At 64.6% G+C, this 21614-nt stretch carries 25 protein-coding genes; 12 read left to right on the top strand and 13 right to left on the bottom strand.

Features of this window, described 5'->3' with window-relative positions:
- Positions 1 to 5: 5 nt before the first annotated feature.
- From JOF56_RS27250 to JOF56_RS27260, 3 genes are read right to left on the bottom strand one after another with little or no spacing between them, the layout of a single operon-like run.
- Positions 6 to 2354: an aerobic carbon-monoxide dehydrogenase large subunit gene (locus JOF56_RS27250; protein ID WP_209648509.1), complete on the bottom strand. Its 2349-nt coding sequence runs from the start codon at positions 2352 to 2354 to the stop codon at positions 6 to 8.
- 17 nt (positions 2355 to 2371) lie between these two features.
- On the bottom strand, positions 2372 to 2827 hold the full coding sequence (locus tag JOF56_RS27255) for a (2Fe-2S)-binding protein (RefSeq protein WP_209642348.1): 456 nt from the start codon (positions 2825 to 2827) through the stop codon (positions 2372 to 2374).
- Position 2828: 1 nt separating this feature from the next.
- Complete coding sequence (locus tag JOF56_RS27260) at positions 2829 to 3686, bottom strand: FAD binding domain-containing protein (protein ID WP_209642349.1); 858 nt, start codon at positions 3684 to 3686, stop codon at positions 2829 to 2831.
- A 103-nt stretch (positions 3687 to 3789) separates the two neighbouring features.
- Between JOF56_RS27260 and JOF56_RS27265 the strand changes: the two genes are divergently transcribed.
- The 12 genes from JOF56_RS27265 (at position 3790) to JOF56_RS27320 (ending at position 11058) form a co-directional block, all read left to right on the top strand.
- Entirely contained in the window at positions 3790 to 4725 is a 936-nt protein-coding gene (locus JOF56_RS27265; RefSeq protein ID WP_209642350.1) for a LysR family transcriptional regulator, read from the top strand.
- Between the two features lie 102 nt (positions 4726 to 4827).
- Entirely contained in the window at positions 4828 to 5022 is a 195-nt protein-coding gene (locus JOF56_RS27270; RefSeq protein WP_209642351.1) for a hypothetical protein, read from the top strand.
- Positions 5022 to 5888, top strand: a complete 867-nt coding sequence (locus tag JOF56_RS27275) for an FAD binding domain-containing protein (protein ID WP_209642352.1) — start codon at positions 5022 to 5024, stop codon at positions 5886 to 5888. The genes JOF56_RS27270 and JOF56_RS27275 overlap by 1 nt, the downstream gene beginning before the upstream one ends.
- 1 nt (position 5889) lies before the next feature.
- Positions 5890 to 6405: a (2Fe-2S)-binding protein gene (locus JOF56_RS27280; protein ID WP_209642353.1), complete on the top strand. Its 516-nt coding sequence runs from the start codon at positions 5890 to 5892 to the stop codon at positions 6403 to 6405.
- Positions 6402 to 8780: an aerobic carbon-monoxide dehydrogenase large subunit gene (locus JOF56_RS27285; RefSeq protein WP_209642354.1), complete on the top strand. Its 2379-nt coding sequence runs from the start codon at positions 6402 to 6404 to the stop codon at positions 8778 to 8780. Before JOF56_RS27280 ends, JOF56_RS27285 begins: the two co-directional genes overlap by 4 nt.
- Positions 8780 to 9346, top strand: coding sequence for an SRPBCC family protein (locus JOF56_RS27290; RefSeq protein ID WP_209642355.1), 567 nt, complete (start codon positions 8780 to 8782; stop codon positions 9344 to 9346). The genes JOF56_RS27285 and JOF56_RS27290 overlap by 1 nt, the downstream gene beginning before the upstream one ends.
- Positions 9343 to 9600 carry a hypothetical protein gene (locus JOF56_RS27295; protein WP_209642356.1) on the top strand — a complete coding sequence of 86 codons (258 nt, stop codon included), beginning with the start codon at positions 9343 to 9345 and terminating at the stop codon, positions 9598 to 9600. The genes JOF56_RS27290 and JOF56_RS27295 overlap by 4 nt, the downstream gene beginning before the upstream one ends.
- Positions 9601 to 9611: 11 nt before the next feature.
- Positions 9612 to 9839 carry a hypothetical protein gene (locus tag JOF56_RS27300; RefSeq protein WP_209642357.1) on the top strand — a complete coding sequence of 76 codons (228 nt, stop codon included), beginning with the start codon at positions 9612 to 9614 and terminating at the stop codon, positions 9837 to 9839.
- A gap of 11 nt (positions 9840 to 9850) precedes the next feature.
- A complete protein-coding gene (locus JOF56_RS27305; protein ID WP_209642358.1) occupies positions 9851 to 10090 on the top strand; it encodes a hypothetical protein in 240 nt (79 codons plus the stop codon).
- Between the two features lies 1 nt (position 10091).
- Entirely contained in the window at positions 10092 to 10376 is a 285-nt protein-coding gene (locus JOF56_RS27310; protein WP_209642359.1) for a hypothetical protein, read from the top strand.
- Positions 10373 to 10705, top strand: coding sequence for a hypothetical protein (locus JOF56_RS27315; RefSeq protein WP_307855277.1), 333 nt, complete (start codon positions 10373 to 10375; stop codon positions 10703 to 10705). The genes JOF56_RS27310 and JOF56_RS27315 overlap by 4 nt, the downstream gene beginning before the upstream one ends.
- Positions 10702 to 11058: a hypothetical protein gene (locus JOF56_RS27320; protein WP_209642360.1), complete on the top strand. Its 357-nt coding sequence runs from the start codon at positions 10702 to 10704 to the stop codon at positions 11056 to 11058. Before JOF56_RS27315 ends, JOF56_RS27320 begins: the two co-directional genes overlap by 4 nt.
- Here the strand turns inward: JOF56_RS27320 and JOF56_RS27325 are convergent.
- From JOF56_RS27325 to JOF56_RS27370, 10 genes are all read right to left on the bottom strand, one after another.
- Complete coding sequence (locus JOF56_RS27325) at positions 11021 to 12226, bottom strand: Nramp family divalent metal transporter (protein ID WP_209642361.1); 1206 nt, start codon at positions 12224 to 12226, stop codon at positions 11021 to 11023. The two genes, JOF56_RS27320 and JOF56_RS27325, sit on opposite strands and share 38 nt — an antisense overlap.
- A 259-nt stretch (positions 12227 to 12485) precedes the next feature.
- A complete protein-coding gene (gene groL / locus JOF56_RS27330) occupies positions 12486 to 14177 on the bottom strand; it encodes a chaperonin GroEL (RefSeq protein WP_209642362.1) in 1692 nt (563 codons plus the stop codon).
- Between the two features lie 16 nt (positions 14178 to 14193).
- A complete protein-coding gene (locus JOF56_RS27335) occupies positions 14194 to 15219 on the bottom strand; it encodes an NAD(P)-dependent alcohol dehydrogenase (protein WP_209642363.1) in 1026 nt (341 codons plus the stop codon).
- Positions 15216 to 15920: a metal-sulfur cluster assembly factor gene (locus JOF56_RS27340; RefSeq protein WP_209642364.1), complete on the bottom strand. Its 705-nt coding sequence runs from the start codon at positions 15918 to 15920 to the stop codon at positions 15216 to 15218. The genes JOF56_RS27335 and JOF56_RS27340 overlap by 4 nt, the downstream gene beginning before the upstream one ends.
- A complete protein-coding gene (locus JOF56_RS27345) occupies positions 15917 to 16954 on the bottom strand; it encodes an amidohydrolase family protein (protein ID WP_209642365.1) in 1038 nt (345 codons plus the stop codon). Before JOF56_RS27345 ends, JOF56_RS27340 begins: the two co-directional genes overlap by 4 nt.
- Before the next feature lie 9 nt (positions 16955 to 16963).
- Positions 16964 to 17347, bottom strand: coding sequence for a propane 2-monooxygenase effector subunit MimD (gene mimD / locus JOF56_RS27350; RefSeq protein WP_372448233.1), 384 nt, complete (start codon positions 17345 to 17347; stop codon positions 16964 to 16966).
- Positions 17344 to 18513 carry a ferritin family protein gene (locus JOF56_RS27355; protein WP_209642366.1) on the bottom strand — a complete coding sequence of 390 codons (1170 nt, stop codon included), beginning with the start codon at positions 18511 to 18513 and terminating at the stop codon, positions 17344 to 17346. The genes mimD and JOF56_RS27355 overlap by 4 nt, the downstream gene beginning before the upstream one ends.
- The gene (locus tag JOF56_RS27360; RefSeq protein WP_209642367.1) at positions 18510 to 19559 is read right to left on the bottom strand and encodes an FAD-binding oxidoreductase; all 1050 of its coding nucleotides are present in this window, start codon (positions 19557 to 19559) and stop codon (positions 18510 to 18512) included. The genes JOF56_RS27355 and JOF56_RS27360 overlap by 4 nt, the downstream gene beginning before the upstream one ends.
- A gap of 4 nt (positions 19560 to 19563) precedes the next feature.
- Positions 19564 to 21213, bottom strand: coding sequence for a ferritin family protein (locus tag JOF56_RS27365; RefSeq protein WP_209642368.1), 1650 nt, complete (start codon positions 21211 to 21213; stop codon positions 19564 to 19566).
- An 88-nt stretch (positions 21214 to 21301) separates the two neighbouring features.
- Positions 21302 to 21532, bottom strand: coding sequence for a hypothetical protein (locus tag JOF56_RS27370; RefSeq protein WP_209642369.1), 231 nt, complete (start codon positions 21530 to 21532; stop codon positions 21302 to 21304).
- Positions 21533 to 21614 lie beyond the last annotated feature (82 nt).

A 21614-nucleotide genomic window follows, 5' to 3' on the forward strand; every position in this document is an offset into this window, starting at 1 on the left:
CCTCCTTATTCGATCGCCAGGTCGCTGCGAAGCGGCCGGCCCTGGATCGCGCACCACACCGCCGCGGGCGTCAGGGGCATGTCGGCATGCCGGACATCGAAGGGTTTCAGTGCGTCCATGATCGCGTTGACGACCGCGGCCGGTGACCCGACGGTGGCCGATTCGCCGATCCCCTTTGCCCCAAGGGGATGATGCGGTGACGGGGTGACCATCTCGCCCAGTTCCCACGGCGGGCACTCGACTGAGGTGGGCAGCAGGTAGTCCATGAAGGAGCCGCCGAGGCAGTTGCCGTCCGAGTCGAAGGCCATCAGCTCCATCAACGCCATTCCGATGCCGTCGGCCAGGCCGCCGTGGATCTGACCCTCCACAATGGTCGGATTGATCCGGGTACCACAGTCGTCGACGGCGATGAACCGCCGGACCTTCACCTGGCCGGTTCCGGGATCGACGTCCACAACGCAGATGTAGGCGCCATACGGGAACGTCAGGTTCGGCGGGTTGTAGACGCAACTGGCGTCCAGATGCCCTTCGACACCGTCCGGGAGTTCCAAAGAAGAGTGCGCGGCAGCGGCGATCTCGGTGATGGTCCGGCCGATTGTCGGGGCACCCCGGACAAACCAGCGGCCGCGTTCCCAATCCAGGTCCGACGGGCTGACTTCGAGCATTGCCGACGCGACCAGCTTGGCCCGTTCCCGGACCCGTTGCGCCGCCACAGCCGCGGCCGCTCCGGACACCGGGGTCGAGCGGGAGCCGTAGGTTCCCAGGCCGAACGGCGTCTGGTCGGTGTCGCCGTGCACGACTTCGACCTCGTCCGGGCTGATTCCCAGTTCGTGCGCCACGATCTGGGCGAACGTGGTCTCGTGGCCTTGTCCCTGCGATTGCACGGAAATTCTGAGTACAGCCGACCCGGTTGGGTGAATACGCAGTTCACAGCCGTCGGCCATGCCCAGGCCGAGAATGTCCATGTGCTTGCGGGGCCCGGCTCCGACCGCCTCGGTGAAACAGCTGATCCCGATGCCCATGTACTCGCCGCGTTCGCGTTTCGCGGCCTGCTCGGCACGTAAGGCCTCATAGCCGGCGGTCTTCATGGCGAGTTCCAGTGCGGCGGGGTAGTTGCCGGAGTCGTACTCCCAGCCGGTCGGGCAGACATACGGAAACTGCCCTGGCCTGAGCAGGTTCCGCATCCGCAATTCCGCGGGGTCGGTATCCAGTTCCAGAGCCAGCATGTCGACGAGTCGTTCGACCAGGTAGGAAGCCTCGGCGATGCGGAACGAACACGCGTACGCCACCCCGCCCGGTGCTTTGTTGGTGTACACGCCGGTCACTTCGCAGTGGGCGGCCTGCAGGTCGTAGGAACCGGTGACAATGTGGAAGAACCCGGCCGGATAATCGGTGGGCTGGGCAGTGCAGTTGAACGCGCCGTGGTCGGCCAGAACCCGCACCCGCAGGCCCAGGATCTTGCCGTCCGAGGTGGCCGCGATCTCGCCGCGCATATGGTAGTCACGGGCGAAAGCGCTGGTCATCAGGTTCTCGGAGCGGTCCTCGGCCCATTTCACCGGCCGTCCGGTGATCATCGAGCCGACCACCGCGCAGAGGTACGCCGGATAGATCGGGACCTTGTTGCCGAATCCGCCACCGACATCCGGCGAGATCACCCTGATCCGGTGCTCCGGAATGCCGAGGACCGACGCGAGCAGCGTGCGGTGTGCGTGCGGCGCCTGGGTCGTCGACCATGCTGTGAGCTTCTCGGCGATGGGGTCGAAATCGGCGACGATCCCGCACGTCTCCAGCGGTGCCGGGTGCACGCGGGGATAGAGCACGTCCTGCGCCACAACGACATCGGCTTTTGCGAACACCGCGTCGGTCGACGCCTTGTCGCCTGCTTCCCAGTCGAAGATGCGGTTGTCCTGCTTGTCTTTCAAGTCGTCTCGGATGACCACAGTGGACTCGTCCAGCGAAGTCCCGGCGTCGGCGACAACCGGCAGAGGGGAGTACTCGACATCGATCAAGGCCAGCGCGTCCCGGGCGGCATAGTGGTCCTCGGCCACGACAAACGCGACTTCCTGGCCCTGGAACCGCACCTTGTCCGACGCCAGCACGGCCTGTGTGTCATAGGAGAGTGTCGGCATCCACGCCAATCCCCGTTCCGCCAACTCCGATGCGGTGATTACGGCTTGCACTTTCGGGTGAGCCTCAGCCGCGGTGGTGTCGATCGACTCGATTCGGGCGTGCGCGAGTGGACTTCGTAGCACGGCGCCGTGCAGCATTCCGGGAAGCCGGACATCGTCGACATAGGTACCACGGCCCCGGACGAACCGGGCGTCTTCTTTGCGGCGCATCCGGCCGAAACCCATCGGCGATCCGTTGGCGCTCACGATTCGGCCGCCCAACGCACGGCTTTCACGATGTTCTCGTACCCCGTGCAACGGCAGAGCTGCCCGGCCAACGCCTCCCGGATGTCCTGCTCGGACGGGTCGGGATTGGTGTCCAGCAGCCAGCGCGCGGTCATCATCATCCCGGATGTGCAGAACCCGCACTGCAATCCGTGACACTCGATGAAGCCACGCTGAACCGGATCGAGTTCGGCGCCCCAGGAAAGCCCTTCGACTGTCCGGATGTCCTGGCCATCGGCCATCACCGCGAGTACCGTGCACGACTTCACCGGCACGCCGTCGAGATGGACCACGCAGACGCCGCAGTTCGAAGTGTCACAACCCCAATGGGTGCCGGTCAATTCCAGGTGATCACGCAGGAAATGCACGAGCAGCAGCCGGGGCTCGACCTCACGTACGTACTCCCGGCCGTTCACGGTCACCGTGATCTGCATGTCACGCCGCCCGACTTGCGGCCAGCCGCAGCGCTCGAGTGGTCAGTTCGCCGGCGAGGTGCCGTTTGTACACGACAGGCCCGCGTTGGTCGGCTGACGGATTGCAGTGCTCGGCAGCAATCTTCCCGGCCTCTGCGAACCTCTCCTCAGTCGCCGGTCCGCCACACAGGAAGTCCTCTGCCTCGGCAGCCACGAATCGGGTGGCACCCAAAGCGGCCAGACCGATTCCGGCATCGGTGACGATCCCGTCAGCCGAGATCGTGAGCACGGCACAAGCAGCGCCGACGGCCCAGTCACCGGCCCGGCGTTCCACTTTGACGTAAGCGCTGGCTTTCCCGACAGGAGCCTGGATCTCGGTCAGTAATTCACCGTGGTCCAAAGCAGTCTCGTACGGCCCGGTGAAGAAATCACGGGCGGGGATCGTTCGTTTGCCGGCCGGGCCGACCGCGATCAATGACGCCCGGAGCGCGGCGAATGCGGCCGAAAGGTCCTCTGACGGGTCGGCCTGACAGAGTGAACCGCCCACAGTGCCACGATTGCGGACAATCGGATCGGCGATCACCCGTTCGGCGTCGTGCAGGATCGGCAGATGTGTGCCTGCCAAGGAGGATGACAACAGGGCGGCGTGCCGGACAAGCGCACCGATACGGAGCCTGGAATCCACAAGCCGGATGTCGGCCAGGTCAAGGCCGTTGATGTCGATCAGTGCCTCGGGATGGGCCAGGCGCAGTTTCATCATCGGCAGCAGGCTGTGCCCGCCGGCGACCACCATCGACTCGGTTCCATACTGAGCCAGCAGCGTCAGCGCGTGCTCCACGCTGGCTGCTTTCTGGTACTGAAACGGTGCCGGCACTTGCATAGGTCCTCCCAAGGTGCGATCTGGCGCGCGGGTGGAGCAATGTGGCGATAAGTATTCGCTTAAGAGCGCGCCACCACGAGGCATTCAGGGCGAGAATGTTCGTATGACGCTCACCCAGTTGAGTGCGTTTGTGCTGGTGGCCCGGCTTGGCTCGGTCAAAGCCGCAGCGTGCGCGCTTGGCGTGAGTGAACCGGCGGTGTCGCAGGCGCTCGGTGCGTTGCGGCATCAGTTCGGTGATTCCTTGGTGGAGCGTGCCGGCCCGACGATGCGGCTGACCACTGCGGGCAGCCGTCTGCTGCCTGTCGCGTCCCAGATGGTCGCGCTCGGTGCGGACGCCGAGCAGGCGGTCCGGACCGGCAAAGGCATTCCGGACCAGTTGCGCGTGGTCGCGTCCAGCACGCTGCTGGAGTTCGTGGCGACGCCGTTGGTCACCGCGTTCAGCGAACGACCTGGTCGCAGGATCGATGCCTCGGCGGGCGGCGCGGCCACCGGGGAGATGCCGGTCCTGCTGGCCAACAGGTTCGCGGATGTCGCGCTGGGACCGGGGTTCGGGCCCAGTGAGGACACCGTGAGCGAACCGGTCTTCCGGACCAGGCTTGTCGTGGTCACCGGTTCGAGGCCGCCGGGCGGCCCGGCCCGCTGGATCTGGCTGGCTGATTCGTCGGCCACCGATCCAGCCGGTGACATCGGGAAACTGCTGCGCCGGCTGCGTGTCCCGGACGAACGCATCCGGGTGTTCCCCAGCCAGACCGCAGCCTGGGCGGCAGCGGCCGACGGTCAGGGCGTCGCGATTGCCCCGGCCCACCTGATCACCGCACGCCTACGCCGCGGTGAGCTGCAGGTAGTGAACACATCGGTCACACCGGCCGAATCCGTTTGGTACCTGACGACATTGACACCGGAGCGGAGATCGATCGCCGCGGAGACCTTCAGGCACTTCCTGTCCACAGCGACTGCACTGCGCGTGATGCGTGAGCCCGGCGCAGGGGTGCTGCCATCGAGGTTCAAGCCGCCCGTCTACGTCACATTGTGGAGCTGAGCTCCGGCAATAAGCAAAGGCTTAGCCGCGGATTGCCTCTCCGTCACGGCCTGACGACCATGGGTTTGTCAGCCCGGAGGTCCCTGCGAGGAGGCGCCTTCAATGGCGAACGAGTCGGCCGGCAATCCGCGCCTGTACGAGATGATCGAGAACCCGCCCGAGGCGTTCCCGGCGGTGGTCCGATGGCTCAAGGTAGCGAGCCGGCCCGTCGCTGGGCCGTGGCCGCCGCACCAGGAGCCGCGGCCCGACCCCTCCGACGAGTCGCTGCCGGTCGCCGTGCCCGACGAGGAGGGGTGATGTACCCGTCCCAGTTCCGGTACGAGGCGCCTCGGTCGCTCGACGAGGCGCTCGAGCTGATGCGAAGTTACGGTGACGAGGCGAAAGTGCTTGCCGGTGGCCAGAGTCTGGTGCCGATGATCAAGCTGCGGTTCGCCGCGCCCGAAGTGCTCGTGGACATCAACGGTGTGCCCGGGCTGGACTACCACGACGTGGACGCCGACGGTGTCCTGCGCGTTGGGGCCCTCTGCCGGCACGCCGACCTGGAGTTCTCCGCGGAGTTGAGAGATCGGCAGCCCACCATGGCCGCGGCCGCCCCGTTGATCGCCGATCCGCTCGTGCGCAACCGGGGCACCCTCGTGGGATCGGTCTGCCATGCGGATCCGCAAGGCGACTGGGCCTCGGTCATGCTTGCCCTCAACGCGGAGATACTTGTGGCCAGCGCGGCAGGTCGGCGTGCCATCCCGATGGCCGAGTTCGTTCTCGGTCCATTCCAGACAGCGCTGGAACCTGGTGAGATCGCTGTCGAGGCACGTGTTCCGGCGGCGGCCGGGACACGCGTCGGCAGATATCTCAAGCTGGAAAGACGCGTGGGCGACTTCGCCACAGTGGGGGTCGCGGTCGCGCTGGAGATCAACGGCGGCAAGGTGGCCGGCGCCGGGATCGCGTTGACCGGTGTGGGGCCGAACAACATCAAGGCCGTCGAAGCCGAACGTGTTCTGGCCGGAACCACACTGGAGCCGGACGTGGTCGCGGAGGCGGCACGGCTGGCGGCGCAAGCGGCCGAGCCCAGGACTGATCATCGTGGCAGCGCGGCCTACAAACGCCAGGTGGTCAAGGCTTTTGTCACGCGTGGGCTGTCGTCAAGCCTGGTTGAGGCGGCGTGAGATGACTGGATATCTGCGGGAGATCCGTCCGGAGACGATCACCGAACGGCGTGTGACGATCACTGTCAACGGCGAGCAGCGGACTGTGGAGATCGAACCGCGCGTCCTGCTGGCTCATCTTTTGCGGGCCGGGCTCGGCTTGACTGGTACCCACATCGGCTGTGACACAACCAATTGTGGCGCGTGCACTGTGCTCGTGGACAAGAAGCCGATCAAGTCGTGCACGATGCTCGCCGTCCAGGCCGACGGGCACGAAGTGACCACAGTGGAGGGTATGGCTTCGGCAAGTGAGCTGCATCCCGTGCAGGAGGGGTTCCGTCAGGAACACGGCCTCCAATGTGGATTCTGCACGCCCGGGATGATGCTGTCCGCGATGGCTTTGCTCGAGCGCAATCCGGACCCGACCGAGGAAGAGGTCCGCTGGGCGTTGTCGGGCAATCTCTGCCGTTGCACCGGCTATCAGAACATCGTGAAGGCCGTCCTGTGGGCGGCGGACAAGATGCGGGGCACGTCATGACCATTGACGAGGTCAAGATCGGCGGTCTCGGTGCGAGTCGCAAGCGGGTCGAGGACGACCGGTTCATCCGTGGCCGCGGCAACTATACCGATGACATCGTCCTGCCCGGCATGCTGTACATGGAGATCCTGCGCAGCCCGGTGGCGCACGCGCGGATCAAGTCCATCGACGCCTCCAAAGCCTGGCAGATCCCGGGTGTACGGATGGTGCTGACCGGAGAGATGGCCGCGCAACGCAATCTGGCGTGGATGCCGACACTGTCCTATGACACCCAGGCGGTCCTGGCCACCGACAAAGTCCGGTTCCAGGGGCAGGAAGTGGCCTGCGTGGTCGCCGACAACCCGTACATCGCCAAGGACGGTTGTGAGGCGATCGTCGTCGAGTACGAGCAATTGCCGGCGATCGTGAGTCCGAAGCAAGCGCTTGCTGAAGATGCTCCGATCATCCGGGACGACAAGGAAGGCCAGACCGGCAACGTCTGCTACCAGTGGGAGGTCGGTGACAAGGAGGCCACCGACCGGGCGTTCGCCCAGGCCGACGTGGTGTCCCGGATGAAGCTGCACTACCCGAGGTCGCACCCGTCGCCGATCGAATGCTGTGGATCCGTCGCGGACTACAACCCGGCCACCGGCAAGCTGACCGTGTACATGACCACTCAGGCCCCGCACATCATCCGGGCGGCGGTCGCGCTGGTGGCCGAACTGCCCGAGCACATGATCCGGATTGTCTCGCCGGACATCGGCGGCGGATTCGGCAACAAGGTCCCGGTGTATCCGGGGTACGTCTGCTCGATCCTGTGCTCGATCCTGCTGGGCAAACCGGTCAAATGGTCCGAGGACAAGACGGGCAATCTGATCTCGACCGGGTTCGCCAGGGATATGTACTTCGACGGTGAACTGGCATTGCGCCGGGACGGCAAGATCCTGGGCGTCCGGTTCCACGCGGACACCGATCAGGGCGCGTTCTTCTCCGACGCCCAGCCGAGCAAGTTCAAGATCGGGCTCGTGCACTCGGCGTTCGCGTGCTACGACGTCCCGGTCGGACACATCACGGCGCGCGGCGCGTACACCAACAAAGCGCCTGGTGGCGTGGCCTATCGGTGTTCGTTCCGGGTCACCGAGGCGATGTTCTTCCAGGAACGGCTGATGGCCGCCGCAGCGATCGACCTGGGGATGGATCCGGTCGAGTTCCGGCGGATGAACCTGGTCCGGGACGATCAGTTCCCGTATCGCACGCCGTTCGGCTTCCTGACCGACTCGGGGCAATACCACAAATGCCTCGACCTCGGCCTCAGTGCAATCGGGTACGAGGCGTTCCTGCAGGACAAGGCGGCAGCGCGGCTGCGTGGCCGGCGGCTGGGGATCGGGATCTCGACGATGACCGAGCCGCTGGGTGCGGGCAACAGCCGTGAATACGACATTCTCGGCATCAAGATGTTCGACTCGGCCGAGCTGCGGGTGCACCCCACCGGCAAGGCGATCTTGCGTACCGGTGCGAAAACCCAAGGTCAGGGCCATGAGACGACGTGGGCGCAGATCGTCGCGCACGAGCTGGGCATCCCCGCCGATGACGTGACCGTCGAGGAAGGTGACACCGACACGGCGCCGTTCGGTATGGGAACCTATGCCTCCCGGAGCACGCCGGTCGCCGGGGCCGCGGTCGCGATGGTGGCACGCAAGATCCGGGCGAAGGCACGGAAACTCGCCGCGCACCTGCTTGAGGTGTCCGAAGAGGACATCGAGTGGGAGCTGGGCCGGTTCACAGTTCGCGGCGCGCCTGGGCGGGGCGTGAGCATCCAGGAATGCGCGATGGCCGCATACGGAAACATGCCCGACGGCATGGAACCAGGCCTGGAGAACAACGCGTACTACGACCCGCCGAACCTGACCTGGCCGTTCGCCTGCTACATCGTGACAGTCGAGGTCGACCCCGAGACCGGCGTCTGGGACGTGCTGCGGACTGTGGCCGTGGACGACTGCGGGGTTCGGATCAATCCCATGATTGTCGAAGGGCAGATCATGGGCGGGCTCACCGAGGCCTACGCGATGTCCAACATGCAATTCATCACCTTCGACTCGCAAGGCAACTGCGTCGGCTCGAACTACATGGACTACCTGTTGCCGACAGCTTGGGAGACACCGGGTTTCGAGCTGCACGAGGTCGTCACGCCGTGTCCGCACCACCCGATCGGTGCCAAAGGCGTCGGGGAGTGCGCGGCTGTCGGCGGGCCGGCCGCGTTTGTCAACGCGGTGATGGACGCGTTGTCGGACACCGGGGTTCGCAACATCGACATGCCGCTGCTGCCCGATCGGGTCTGGGAGGCCATCACGACAGGGCAGGACGTCTCCGGTGCGCCTCCGGTCAGGGGTAGCTGATGCGTATCGACAACGAGTTCGAGGTTGCCGCGCCGGTCGACCAGGTGTGGATGTACCTGCTGGACGTGCCGCGGATGGCGCCGTGCCTGCCTGGCGCCGAGCTCACCGAGGTCGTGGACGACAACACCTACAAGGGCCGCGTCATCACCAAGCTCGGGCCGGTGTCCATGCAGTTCGCCGGGACCGCGCACATCGTGTCGAAGGACGAAGCCGCGCGCAAAGTCGTGTTGAACGCGGAAGGTGCTGAGGAGAAAGGCAAGGGCCAAGCCAGCTTGGCTGTCACGGCGACCCTGGTTCGCGTCGGCAAGGGCACGAAAGTGCTCGTGTCACAGGATGTCGAGATCGCCGGGGCGGCTGCTCAGTTCGGCCGTGGCATGGTCGCCGACGTCGCCGCGGTGTTGATGAAGACGTTTGCCGAGAACGTGGCCGAGGACATTCCCCGGTGGCAACGCGGTGAGCAACGGATTGCACCGACCGCACCGGCGAAGGGCTTCAGCATCTGGTGGCAGGCGACTGCCGCCGCATTGCAGCGCTTCTTCGTCCGGATGTTCGGGAGGTCGCGATGACCTTGTGGTGGATCGGTGCGATTGCTCTGATCGTGATCGTGCTGCCGGTGGTGCTGGTGCTGATCAATCGAATTCTTGCCGCCCTGGAACGGATTCGGTCGGCCGCCGACTCGATTCTGGCTGACGGGGCCGCTCTGGACGCTGCTTTGGAACCCGTGCCGGGATTGCTCGCCGAGACGGACAAGACCATCAAGGAAGTTCAGGTCGGTGCGGTTCGGTACGCGGGCAGCGTGCAGAAACTGCTGGACGGCTGAAGGAGGACGTTATGCCAGTCGTCGCGTGGGTCACGCTCGTGGGCGCCGCTCTGATCATTGCCGGGGCCGGGATCGGGCTGCTGCGGGTGATTCTGCATTTGCGGCACATACACCGGACTTTGGCGGCTGTGGTCGGCGGTGTTTCGTCGATCGCCGCACGGACAAGTACAGTTCCTGCTCGGCTCGGGTCGGTGAACGCGACATTGAAGCCGGTGCGGGACTGGACCGAGACGGTCTGAGGGGGTTTGTGGTGGCCGGCTGGAACCTTGGACTGATCATCGGGATCGTGGTCGTGCTCGTGGTGGTCGCGTTGGTGGTGCCGATCATCGTGCTGGCGTACAAGATCGGCCGGCAGGCGCCGCGGATCAACGCTTCTTTGCAGGAGGCCCGTGTGAACACCGAGCCGCTTGCCGCGCTGGAGACCACAATGGACCACGCGTCGACGATTGTGGCCGGGCTGCGGCGCGGCCGGGAAAGGCTGGGAGGCTGAGATGCCGGAAGCCGAGATGACCTATTGGACGGTGATTCTCGTCCTGGGTGCGGTGGTGATTGTCGCTGTGGTCGCGTTGCTGAGCCTGCTCGTGTATTTCGTGAAGATCATCGACCGGCGGGTGGCCGAGGTGCGAGACACGCTGGCTGAGGTCAGTACCAATACCGCCCGGGCGGCTTTGATTCCCGCTACTGCCGAGTCTGTGGACGCTGTGCTTGCTGAAGGATTGCGGCATCACTTGTTCCTCGGCCGGGTGGTCGCCTCGACCCGGGAGGGTGGATCGTGACCACGTTGATTGTGCTGACCGTCGTGGAGATTGTGCTGCTCATCGCTGGGCTGGCGGTCTTCTTGTTCTGGATCGGGTCCTTGCTGACCCGGATCGCTTCGAATCTGTCGGAGTGTGCCGAACGTGTCGCAACTGTTCGGGGACACGCTTCGGACATCGTTCCCGGGGTGGAGCACATCAATCGGACCGGCCGTGTGGTGGCGAGCGCTTTGCCGTTGTTGTACGGATTCGCCGAGCAGATTGTGCCGAGTCCGCCGTCTGGGCCGCGTCCTGTCACGGGGCGTCGGCGCTCTCGCTTGCATGAGACTGTGGGGTACACGCCTCGATGATCAACCTTGTGGGTTATCTGTTCGACGGGCCGCGACTGCTGGCCGGGTGGGTCGCGCCCGCCCGGCCGGCCGTGTACGCCGTGCTGTCCGAGGCCGCCCCCAACCGGTTCGCCGTGATCTATGCCGGGCAGAGTTCTTCGTTGGACGCCGAGGGTTTTCCGTTCCGGCATCCGCAGGCGCACCGCTGGATCGCACGCGCGGGTTCGAAGTGGAAGGTGCACATTGCCTGCTACGACGTGCCTGGCGGAACGTCGGCGCATCGCGGAATGATCGTCAACTCGCTGATCGCGGCGTATCGGCCGTCGTGCAACCGGGTCAACCGAGGATCGCCGACGTTGCAAGGTAGAGGTTGAGAGCGGTGACCACCAGCGCGCAGAGTCCCGCGACGATGGTGGTCGACTTCCGGTTGACGTACCGGCCCATGACGTCTTGTCTGCGGGTCAGCAGGACCAGGGGGATGAGGGCGAACGGGATACCGAAGCTCAGGACCACCTGCGAGATGACCAGGCTTTCGGTGACCGGCAGGCCCAGGCTGAGGACCACCAGCGCGGGCAGCATCGTGACGCCTCTTCTGACCACAAGCGGGATGCTGCGCCGGATGAAGCCGCTCATCACCACCTGACCCGCGTACGTACCCACACTGGACGACGAGAGTCCGCTCGCCAGCAGCGCCACCGCGAACGCCAGCGCCGCACCACCACCCAGCATCCGGCCGAGTTCTTCGTGCGCGAACATGATCGGGTCCGCGTCACCCAGCCCCGGCAGAACCGCGGCCGCGAGCACAAGCATCGCCACGTTGATCAGCCCGGCCGTGCCGAGTGCGACCATCACGTCGACCCGCTGTGCCTTCAGGACTTGCTTGGTCGCGGGCAGCTTGCGAACCTTCGTGAGTGCTGAATGCAGGTAGATGACATGCGGCATAACCGTCGCCCCGATAATGCCGACAGCCAGCACGAGCATGTCGTTGCCTGTATCCAACGGAACAAGCGCTTGGGCATCAGGCGCACTCCCAGCCTGAACCAACGAGTAGGCGAACCCCATGAACACAATCCCGAGGAGTCCTGCGATCGCCAGCTCAAATGGCCGATAACCCCGTCGGGTGAGCTCCAACAACCCGAACGAGACAACCGCGGTGATCAACCCCGCGGCCGGCAACGGCACTCCAAAAAGGAGATACAGGCCAAGAGCCGCGCCCACGAACTCGGCCAGATCCGTCGCCATCGCAACAAGTTCCGCCTGAACCCAAAGCCCAAGCGTAACCGGCCGCGGATAACGCTCCCGGCACTGCTCGGACAGATCCGACCCTGTCGCAATCCCCAGCTTGGCGGACAGATACTGCACAAGCATGGCCACAAAGTTCGCCGCCACCACAACCCAGACAAGGGCATAGCCGAACTGAGCCCCCGCCGTAATATTCGTCGCGAAGTTGCCAGGATCGACATACGCCACAGCCGCCACAAACGCCGGCCCAAGCATGGTCACAGTCCGCGTTCTCGCCCGCGGTGAAGTCACAGTGGACATGGCGGCCCCACCTCCGGGGAAGCTGCATGGATGGATTCACGATGCCGGCCCTCGCGATGATCTTGTCCAGCGTGGCCCTCGTCCCCCGGAATCCAGCGTAGTCCCAGGCTCCGACAGAACCGGCCCGCCACAGCCATGACCTGCGACAACACCAAACCTGTCAGACCCCGCCGTAGACTGGATTCCGGGGGCCGGAGGCCTGGGTTGGGTGCCCCAGCCGCCGCGGCGTCGGCGGGCTGGGGCGGGTTCTCTGGTGGCTTCAGCCGACTGAGGGGCCCAGGCCTAGGGATTGGGGGGTGCTGGAGTCGGGGGAGGGTTGGTGGAGGCCTTCGTCCAGTGGGCCGAATTCGGTCATCAGGGCTGCGCTGCCTCCCCATGGGGTTTGTTCCTCGGCGATGAGGGAGTTTGTGGTCAGGAGCAGGCCGGCGACTGAGGCTCCGTTCTGCAGGGCGGATCGACAGACTCTCAGGGGGTCGATGATGCCCATTTCGACCATGTTTCCGTAGCGTTCGTGCAGGGCGTCGAAGCCTTCGTCGGGGCCCATCTGCTTGGATTGGGCGAGGACGTCGGCTGCTTGGTGGCCGGCGTTCGCGGCGATCAGGAAGGCGGGTTCGGAAAGGGCGCGTTGGACTATGCCGGCGCCGATCGCGTAGTCGCCTGAGAGCTGCAAGTCGTCGAGTACATGTGCTGAGTGCAGGAGGGCTGCGCCGCCGCCGGCGACGATTCCCTCTGCCATGGCGGCGCGGGTCGCGGACAAGGCGTCCTCGACGCGGTGCTGCAACTCCTTCAGTTCGGCAGGGGTGGCCGCGCCGACTTTGATGACAGCGACTTTTCCTGTCAGGGCGCCGATTCGTTCGGTGAGGACTTCCTCGTCCACGCCGAACTGGGCGCGTTCCAGTTCGGCGCGCAGTTGGGTGACGCGGAATTCGACATCTGACGGTGTGCCGTAGCCGTCGACGATGGTGGTTGTGTTCTCCGTGACGCGGACTTGTTTGGCGCGGCCCATCTGGTCCAGCGTCATGTTCTGCATGGTGAAGCCGGATTGGCGGGACAGCACTGAGCCGCCGACCACCGCAGCCAAGTCCTCGAGTTTGTGCAGACGACGGTCACCGAAGCCGGGGGCACGGACCGCGACCGCCTGGAAGTTGCCGTTGACGTGGTTGTGCACCAGCATCGAGAGCGCCGTGCCCTCGACGGTCTCGGCGATCAGCACCAACGGCCGGGGCGCGCGCATGATCTTGTCGAGCACCGGCATGAGGTCCTGGACCTTGGTCACCTTCTCGCTGCACATCAGGATGTACGGGTCGTCGATGACAGCTTCGAGACGGCCGGGGTCGGTCACCAGATAGGGTGAAATGTAGCCGTTGTCGAACTCGAAGCCCTCCACGAAGTCGACCGACATCCCGATTCGCGGCGACTCCTCGACGGTCACCACGCCGCCATCGCCGACAGTGTGCAGTGCCGTGCCGATGACCTCGCCGACGCTGTCATCGTCGTTGGCGGAGATCGCCGCGACTCGAGCGTAGTCCTGTTCGGACGCGACAGGGTGGGCGACGGATTCCAGGTATGACACCAGTTTTCCGACTGCGAGATCGATTCCACGCTTGACAAGGACGGGGTTGGCGCCGGAGTTGATCGCCTGCATGCCCTCGCGGACGATTGCCTGAGCGAGGACGGTGGCGGTGGTCGTACCGTCGCCGACCACGTCGTTGGTCTTGATGGCAGCCTCTTTCACCAGCTGCGCACCCATGTTCTCGAACTGGTTCTTCAGGTGGATCTCCCGCGCGATCGTGACACCGTCGTTGGTCACGACCGGCGAACCGGTGATCTTCTCGATGATCACGTTGCGGCCCTTGGGGCCCAGCGTCGACTTCACCGCGTCGGCGAGCTTGTCCACCCCGGCGAGCAGGTGGTTACGGGCTTCCGAGCCGAAGCGTAGTTCCTTCGCCACAGTCGAACTCCTTATGTCACGGCGTGAGAATCGCTCGGCCGCGGACCCGGCCGGCATCGAGGTCGGCCAGCGCGTCAAGCGCGGCGTCCAACGGGTACTGCCTGGTGTGCAAGGTGACCTTGCCTGCTTGCGCCAGCACCATCAGCTCGGCCAGGTCGTTGTACGTCCCGACCAGGTTGCCGATGACGTTGCGCTCGGTCGAGATGATGTCGATCGTCGGGATGTCGATATTGCTGCCGTAGCCGATCACGAAATGCGAACCGGCACGCCGGGTCATGGCGAACGCGTCCTGCTGTGCGCCTTGCTCGGCCACGAAGTCCAGAACGACCTCGGCGCCGTTACCAGAGGTCAAGTCGAGCACGGCTGCCACGTGTTTGCCATCAGCCACAACAGTGTGATCGGCACCCAATGTGGAGGCAAGCTTCAGTGCATCCTCATTGCGATCCACCACAATGATCGTGGTCGCGGTCAGCGCGGCCAGCGCCTGAATACCGATATGCCCGAGCCCACCGGCCCCGTTGACAACACAAACCGTTCCTGGATACAGCAACGGAACTGCCTTGCGAACCGCGTGGTAGGCGGTGATCCCTGCATCGGCCAGCGCGGCGACGTCTTCGGGTCGAGTCGAGGGGTTCAACTTGATGCATGCACGTGCGGACGTCAGCAGGTACTCGGCCATACCACCGTCGGTGTTGATCCCCGGGAAAGTGCTGTTGACACAATGCATGTCGTCGCCCGCGCGGCACGCCTGGCACAGCCCGCACGTCGGTGTCGGATGCAGGATGACCGTATCGCCGACGGCCACATTGGACACCGCGGAACCGATCTCGTGAACCCAGCCCGCGTTCTCGTGCCCGATCGTGTAAGGCAGGGTCACGCCGGACTTCTCGGCCCATTGCTCTTCGATGATATGCAGATCGGTACGGCACACACCTGCCCCGCCGATCTTCACCACAACGTCGAACGGTCCCTTGACGCCTGGTTCGGGCACGTCCTGCACGACGGGCTGCTGATGGTAGGCATGCAGCCGGACGGCCTTCATGAGTCCTCCTCCGAAGACGAATATCGAACTCGGAGCATGCCTCGGCACACTCCGGAATTGGCTTCCTGGCTGACCCTGGTGACCCGCGCCAGACCGAGATGCCTGCGCAGGTCCATCGCCGGGATCGCGGTCCCGTCCGCGGGATCGATGAGCAGCGGGTCCTGGTCTGTGCACGGCAGACCAAGCGCTTGCCTGCGGGCCCGGAGCCGGGACAGGTCCGCGCTCGGTGCAATCTCTCCGAGAGTCATCCCGACGAGAGAGTCAGGTGGTACACGCAGTGAGCGGCAGACGCGGTCGGTCCCGGCCAGCACCGCTCTGCGCAGAAAGTCGGCACGTAGGGAATGCAATTCCTGCACGGCTTCGCCCTCGAAGGACTGCACGAAACCCTTCTGCTGGGCCACACCGTTGTTGATCACATCGGACGCGAAGTGATCGAGCAGTTGAACGTCCACACTCCGCACTCCTGGCACGGCGGTCACGGCGTCATACGCGTCGGCGACCATCAGGAAAGCGAAGTTCGGCGCACAGAAGTACGTCGGGAGCCGCAGCCGCACTGTGACTGAGCCGGAGTCGGAGACCCCGCAGTGTGATACAAACCCCAAATCGGTCAGCGGTTCGTCGAGTTCCGGGTCCAGAACTGTGCCCAGCGCGGCCCAGACTGCTCCGTGCAAAGCAGTCTGGGCCTGGAGCGCGCCAGTCACGACGGGACACCAACCGGCTCAACGGCTGGCTCTTCCGCCACGGGCTGCAGCTCGGCCGGAATGTCGATGTCGTACAGCCGGGCGGCATTCAGACCCAAGATCTTCTTCTTCTGATCGATGCTGAGCTTGCCGTAGTCGGAGAACTCCTCGCCGTCGGGCATCTGCCAGTCGACGAAACCCTCCACCTGCCACTTCGGTTCCCAGATGGCGTAGTCGGCACCGAAGACCAGCCGGTCCTCACCGAGCCAGAACATCAGCTCGCCCATCACCTTGGCGAAGAACCTGGGTCGTGCGTGCATCAGGCCGCCGACGACCACGGAAAGACCCGCGTATACATTGGGCTCCTGGGTCGCCATGAAGCAGAAGTCCTCGATGCGCGGCAGGCCGACGTGCTCCACGATGAAGTTCAGCTCGGGGAAGTTCGTCGCCGCGTAATCCACATCGGACACGTCGAACGCGTCCTTGTCCAGCGGCCAGATGGTCGGGCCTTTGTGGACGTGGATGTTCTTCACGCCCAGCTCCTGCGCCTTCTCCAGGTAGCGAGCCGCGTCAGGGGACTTCAGGCTCCAGCCGCGGGAGTCACCGCGCCACTCGGCTGTGTAGAGCTTTACTCCCTTGCAGTTCCAGCGCTTGACACGCTCGGAAAAGGTCTTCAGGCCGTCTTCTCCCTCCCTCGGGTCGAAGGTGGAGTTGACGATGAACTTGCCGGGGTGCCGTTCGGCCATGGCACCGTTGGCCTCGGTGGTGTTGAAGCCCTCCTTGTACCACTGGCGGAGATTCGTCGGCTGGAAGATGGCGATGTCGACGTGACCGTCGTCGAAGAGGTCCTTCATCATCCTTTCTTCGGGGTACTTCATGAAATCCTCGATGGACCAGTGGGTCTCGGCGGGCCCCAGTCCCTGGTAGGCGTGGAAGCACTCGATCCAGCCCTTGGCGTACTGCTCCTGGCCGGCCACCCAGTTCTGCGGGCTCGCGTCCCAGAAGTGGGTGTGGCCGTCGACCACGAAATACTTCTCGCCATCTTTCTCGTACACGACAGCTCCCTAGTTGCGGGCGACGAGGTCGAAATCGAGGTACTCGGCGGCGTCCTCGGGGTTGGCGAACATGATCGTCCGGTCGTCCTCGTGGATCATGCGGCCGTAGTGCGTGGACATGCTCTCCTCGAACTCAGCGGCGTTGAACCAGCCCTCCTCCTCTCCGGCGGCCTCGTCGATCTCCGCGTAGATCACGTCCATCCGGCCCCTGGCGTCGACCCTGATCATCGACGGCAGCGGAGTGATGGTGACGTTCTGCTTGTGTCGCATGACTTCCGCGACGATCGCGCCGACCTGGTTGTTCATCAGCGTGAAGCCGCACATGTTGGACGCGGTGTTGTTGCTCTCAAAAGGACTCGGCACGGTCTGTTTTGACGAAGACGTCGCGGTCACTGGCTCAGCTCCTTCGGTGCTTGCAGATCCAGGTCGGCGAGAATCGCGCTGAACCGGCTCTTGGCGCGGTCGAGGCCGTCCTCGAAACGTGGCGGCAGGGCGTCCGGCTGCGACCACAACGGCTGCAGGGTCCGGACTGCCCGCAGGCAGCGGGGAACCCAGGTGGACAACCACTGCTGCAGGATCTTCTTGTTCTCCGCGCCGAACTGCTTGTCGTCGACCAGAAGGCGGAACATCGGCTTGGTGTAGCGCAGATCCCGCTCGGCGAAGTCGTACTCCTCGGCGCCGATCAGCGTCGGGGTGATGAAGTCGCCATTGGACGGTGCCGCCTGCTGGACGAGGTTGCTGCGGAACATCTCGCCGACCAGCGGTTCGAAGACGACGTTCGCGGCGAAGACCGCCTCGCACCAGTCCCAGATCCCGGTGAGCTCCTCGGCGGTCTCCCGGACGCCCTGCCAGACCGGGTCGGAGTTCCAGGTCTCCAGGTGTGCCGTGCCGTCAAAGCCTTCCAGCTCCTCGCTGAGGGTCAGGTTGTACAGCGCGAGGTCCTGGGCCGCGCGAATCCGGTGCATGCTGTTCACCGAGATCGCGTTGTTGTGCATGTTCGTCGGCGCCCTGCGGTTGGCGTTGGCGAACAGGTACAGACCCAGGCCATGGTCGACGTGCATCCACGCGCCGACGTGCTGGGCCACGAATTGCACCCAATTGCGGTTCCATTGCTCGAACGCCTTAGCCTGGCGGGCCGCCTCGATGTTCTGATTGAGCTGACGGACCACATTGGAGTTGTAGCGATAAAGAGTGAGTTCCCATTCCTCGTTGGGGTCACGGAACTCGTGCCAGCCATGGGCAGGCCAGTCGTAACCCTTTCCGCCGGAACCGGGTCCGCGCTCGGGCACAGGGCGGTCCGAGCCCCAGGCCTTGAGCACTGTCCACTCGAGCGGGTAGCCGCCCTGGCCGTCGGCGAAGCCGTACAACCAGCCCTGGGCCAGGTAGTGGCGCGGGTCGGGCTGTACCTCGACGGTGACGTCCTCGTAGTGGCTCTGCTTGCGTTTCTGTGGTGTGAAGTAGTTGAACCGCCGGGCATTCGAGTCCGGGAATTGTTTCGCGCCCGCCTCCGCGTCGGTGAAGACGGGCTTCGGGACGCTACGCTCCTGAATTGATGTCATCGGTCCTCCGCTTCACCGGTCGTGGTGAACTTGTCGAAGAAGATTCGTTTGTCGGCCACGCCAAGCGCGGGCAGCAGTTCGATGGCCGCCTCGACCATCGGTGGCGGACCACAGACATACGCGTCGGCGCTGGTGATGTCGCCTTCCAGACGCCGCACCACATCGGTGATCAGGCCGACTTCGCCTTCCCATCCGTCGCCGTCCTCCGGCGCGGACAACGCCGGGATGTACCGGAACCCGGGCAGGGTCTCGGTCAACGCGGTCAGTTCCTTCTCGAAGCACAGATCCTTGCGCCGCCGGGCTCCGTAGTAGAACGTCGCCTGCCGCGTGATCCCGCGCTCGGCCATGGACCGCAGCAGCGCGAGGATCGGTGCCATTCCCGCGCCTCCGCCTAGGAAGATCAGATCGGCGTCCGGCGCGTCGCGCAGTGTGAATACCCCGAACGGCCCGGTGATGTCCAGCTGGTCACCGACCGCGACTTCGGTGTCCAGGAACTTCGAGAACAGGCCGTCGGGGTAGACCTTGATGACGAACTCCAGCAGTCCGTCCGCGCCGCTGGAGGTGTTGGCCATGGAGAAGGAGCGTGTCTCGTCCTTGCCCGGGATCGAGAAGTCCACGTACTGACCGGGAAAGAACTTCAGCGACGCGGGCTCGATCAGCCGGACGACGAGGTGGCGCATGTCGTGGGTGACGTTGTCGTTGGCCACGACCTCCACCCGGGCCTGCTGGATCGGCAGGCCTGAGCGGATCATCTCCTCGTCGTAGTTGAGCAGCTCGATGGTCAGGTCCTCGTACGCGTGCGCCCGGCAGAGGAGGGTGAACCCCTCATCCTTTTCGTAGTCGGGCAGGGCGAACGTGGAGTACTTGTCGTGCTCGACGTCATCGCCTTCGAGGATGAACGATTTGCAGGAGGCACACTGGCCTTCCTTGCAGCCGTGCATCAGCATGACGCCCTGCTCGGCCGCGGCGCGGAGAATCGTCTGGTCCTCATCGACCTCGATCTCCACGCCGACGGGCTCGAACCTCACGTGGTGCTTGTCGCCCATGGCTTTACTGCGCAGGGGCGGGACGGCCGGCGGGACCCTGGCGGTTGTAGTCGGCCACGAACGCGGCGCGCTCGGCGTCCGACATCTGGTTGAGCAACACGTTGGGGCTCTGGACTTCCGGCATGCGGCGCAGGTGGTCCAGCGTCCACATCTTCTTCGGATCCAGGTCCAGGTGCGGCTGCGCGACCATGGTCTTGCCGTCGTCACGCACGAAACCCATGTCGGACACGACATCGGCCCAGTTCCAGCCGTGGTACATCGTCTCCCACTCCCGAGCACCGATCAGCTGGCCCATATTCGGGGTGTTACGGCCCTGGTAGACCGGGCGGAACGCCTCGGCGTCGGTCCAGCGGCAGGCCTCGTGGCAGTACGTCCGCCACTGACCGTCCACTTTGTCCACGACCATGTCCTCGCGGACCAGGCACGGCACCATGCAGACCCAACAGCGGTGCGGGTAGACGTAGTCGACGTTCTCGGCGACGATCGGGTGATGACCGTTCGGTGTGGACAGCCGGTTGTAGTTCTCCCACCACTTGCCGTACCGGTCATACCAGCCCGGGTACTTGTACTCGAACCACTCGAAGTCCTTGTCGGTCATCGGGTCGATGCGCCAGTAGTTGGCCAGCCACCCGGTGGCGAAGAACTGGGCCACCTCGTGCACGTAACCCTTGTTCCAGATCTGGTTCCACGCCTCCTCGATCAGGTCATGCGGGATCACCAGCCCGTACTTCTCCAGTGGGACGAGGTAGCTGCGGTAGTAGTCGTCGTAGATCCACCGACGCCACATTTCCGCATAGCTTTCCCTGTCCTTACGGCGGTCTTTTGTGCCGTATTCGATGAACGTGCCGATCGCGGCGTCGACCACGCGGTGGTTGTTCCACCACGCGTAGCGCAGATCGCGTTCGAGCAGTTGGTGGTTGGATTCGTCGGACAGCGCCATCAGCAATGTGACGTACCCGTTGCTGATGTGCCGGGACTCGTCGGACTGCACCGAGTGGAATACCGTCGGCAGCAGATAGTCGCCGTTGGCCGCGGCCTCGGCCGGCATGGCGACGAAAAGTGTGTTGGTGAACGCGGTCTCGGCCACGATCGTCAGGTAGATGCTCGCCGCGGTGATGGCGTCGCCGGTGATGAAACCCTCGGCGAACTGCCGGCCGATCGTGCCGCAGTAGTCGTTCTGGAAATTGCGCAGCGACGAGTTGAAGCCGGCCGGGTCGATGTAGTTGTTCATGTACAGGCGCTTGAGGTTCTGCTGGATCGTCGAGTGGCGGACCTCGTCGATCATCTGGATCGCCTGGCCGTTGTGCAGCTCCGGGTTGGGGACGGTCCGGAACAGCAACGGCATCGCGCGTGCCGCGGAGATCTCCGGCAGCGGAATGATGGAGAGGAACAGTTTCTGCCATTCCAGCCAGCGCTCCTGGACCTGGCGGAACATGTTGCCGCGGATCGCGCCGTCCTCGGCGCCGTACACCCGGTGGTCCTTTTCCTCCTGCATGGGGAAGTAGGATCGAAGGACCTGCTTGAGCGGATCCTTCTTCTTCGCCTTGCGGAAGGTGTAGTCGGTTCCGTAGTGCGACACCGGCGTGTGGTATGCCGGTTCCCAGGACAGTTCCTGGATCTTCTGGTGGGCTCTCGCCACACTCTGGCGGCTCATTGATCACTCCCTTACCGCCGGTTCCCGACGTCGTACAGAGGGATTACAACCCCGTACCAGCGGTGTTCCGTGTCTCAATCTGAGACAGTTACTCAGGGCCGAACATCGACGCCCGCAGCTGGGCGAGGTGTTCTTGAACGTTCTGTGCAGCGCGGAGATCGCCCTCGGCCCTGGGCGTTATGCCAAGGGCGCGCAGTAGCTCCGCGGCGGGTTCACCCGGATGGCCGGTCTCGCCGAAGGCAGGGTGCAGCCCCTGCTCGACGAGGTGGTGGAAGACGACGTTGACCACGGTCCACGGGTTGTAGGTTTCCTCGGCCATCACCCCATGACACGCCGGTGCGGGCACGCCGGGTGTCTCAATTTGAGACACCTTGCCGCGTCTTTCCGGCCTACCCTGTGTC

Origin of the sequence: Kibdelosporangium banguiense (genome assembly GCF_017876405.1) — a bacterium.
GTDB classification, from domain to species: Bacteria; Actinomycetota; Actinomycetes; order Mycobacteriales; family Pseudonocardiaceae; genus Kibdelosporangium; species Kibdelosporangium banguiense.